The 2,147-nt window shown below is 71.0% G+C and carries 1 protein-coding gene; it reads right to left on the bottom strand.

The window, feature by feature from the left end; translation table 11 throughout:
• Positions 1 to 2,147 (bottom strand): NAD-glutamate dehydrogenase domain-containing protein (locus tag FV223_RS25975; RefSeq protein ID WP_147729637.1); only part of this gene is annotated, 2,147 nt, incomplete at both ends.

Consider the following 2,147-nt stretch of genomic DNA (forward strand, 5'->3'; position numbering starts at 1 on the left):
GCGCGCCACCAGGGGAGCGATGCCGCCGGCGAGGTCGAGGTTGCGGATGAACCAGACGATGCGGTTGACCAGCAGGTCCTGCACCTCGGCGTAGAGGCCGATCTGGGCCTGCCCGCCGATCCGCCCGGCCAGCTCGTCGATGGCCGCGTTCAGCTCCATCAGGCCGAAGGCGTCGCGGGTCACGGCGTAGGCCTTGGCGATGGTGGCAGCGTCCGCCCCGGTCTCGTCGGTCAGCCGCGTGACGAGCGAGATGCCGCCGCGGTTGACGATGATGTTCGACAACGCCGTCGCGATGATCTCGCGGCGCAGACGGTGCCCCCTCACCGCATCGGGGAAGCGCTCGCGCAGGGCCTTGGGGAAGTAGCGCTGCAGCTCGCGGTCGAAGTACGGGTCGTCCGGCACCGGGCTCGCCAGCACCGCGTCGTAGAGCGAGAGCTTGGCGTAGGCGAGCAGCACCGCGTATTCCGGCCGCGTCAGGCCCTCGCCGCGGCGCATGCGCTCGGTCAGCGTCGCGTCGTCGGGCAGGTACTCGACCGCGCGGTCGAGGCGGCCTTCCGCCTCCAGCGCCTGCATCGTCCGCATCGCGAAGCCGGCCTCGCCGAGGCCGCGGTGCTGGGCGAGCGAGAGCGCCAGCGTCTGCAGCTCGTTGTTGCGCAGCACGAGGTGGGCGACCTCGTCGGTCATCGCGACGAGGAGCGCGTTGCGGGCATCCGCATCGAGGCGGCCGTCGCGCTCCGGGATCATCAGCGCGATCTTGATGTTCACCTCGACGTCCGAGGTGTTGACGCCGGCCGAGTTGTCGATCGCATCGGTGTTGAGCCGGACGCCGGCCCGCGCCGCCTCGATGCGCCCGCGCTGGGTCAGCCCGAGGTTGGCGCCTTCGCCCACCGCCTTGGCGCGGATCTCCGGGCCGGTGATGCGCACGGCGTCGTTGGCCCGGTCGCCGGCCTCCTCGTCGGTCTCGGTGGTGGCGCGGACGTAGGTGCCGATGCCGCCGAACCAGAGCAGGTCGACGGGCGCCTTGAGGATCGCCTGCATCAGCTCGGCGGGCGAGGCGGAAGCGCGCTCGAACCCGAGCACGTCCCGGATCTCGGCCGAGAGCGGGATCGCCTTGAGCGCGCGCGAGAAGACGCCGCCGCCGGCCGAGATCAGGCTTTTGTCGTAGTCGGCCCAGCTCGACCGGCCGAGGTCGAACAGGCGTTTGCGCTCGGCAAAGCTCGCCGCCATGTCGGGCGTCGGATCGAGGAAGATGTCGCGGTGGTCGAAGGCCGCCACCAGCTTCAGGGTGCGCGAGAGCAGCATGCCGTTGCCGAACACGTCGCCCGACATGTCGCCGACGCCGACCACCGTCACCGGATCAGCCTGCGTGTCGACATCGATCTCGCGGAAGTGGCGCTTCACCGCCTCCCAGGCGCCGCGGGCGGTGATGCCCATGCCCTTGTGGTCGTAGCCCTGGCTGCCGCCGGAGGCGAAAGCGTCGCCGAGCCAGTGCCCGCGCTCCAGCGAGAGCGCGTTGGCGATGTCGGAGAAGGTCGCGGTGCCCTTGTCGGCGGCGACCACGAGGTAGGCGTCGTCGGGGTCGTGCCGCACGGTGTCGGCCGGCGGCGCGATGCCCTCGGCGACGAAGTTGTCGGTGAGCTCCAAGAGGGTGCGGATGAAGATGCGGTAGCTCTCGGTGCCCTCCGCCAGCCATGCGGCGCGATCCGAGGCCGGCGGCAGGCGCTTGGGAAAGAACCCGCCCTTGGCGCCCACCGGCACGATCACCGCGTTCTTGACCTGCTGCGCCTTCACCAACCCCAGAATTTCGGTGCGGAAATCCTCCGGCCGGTCGGACCACCGCAGGCCGCCGCGCGCGACGTAGCCGTAGCGCAGGTGCAGCCCTTCCACGCGGGGCGAATAGACGAAGATCTCGAAGAACGGCCGCGGCAGCGGCATGCCCGACACCTTGGTGCAGGCGAACTTGAAGGCGATCGTCTCGCGCGGGGTGCCGTCGGCGGCCTTCTGGAAGAAGTTGGTGCGGACCGCGGCCTCCACGAGGTTGACGAAGCGGCGCAGGATCCGGTCCTCGTCGAGGCTGGTCACGTCGGCGAGCGCCGCCTCGATGCCCTCGCGAACCGCCGCCTCGGCGGCCCCGCGGTCGCCCCCGG

Source organism: Methylobacterium sp. WL116 (assembly GCF_008039455.1).
In the GTDB taxonomy this organism is placed as follows: Bacteria; Pseudomonadota; Alphaproteobacteria; order Rhizobiales; family Beijerinckiaceae; genus Methylobacterium.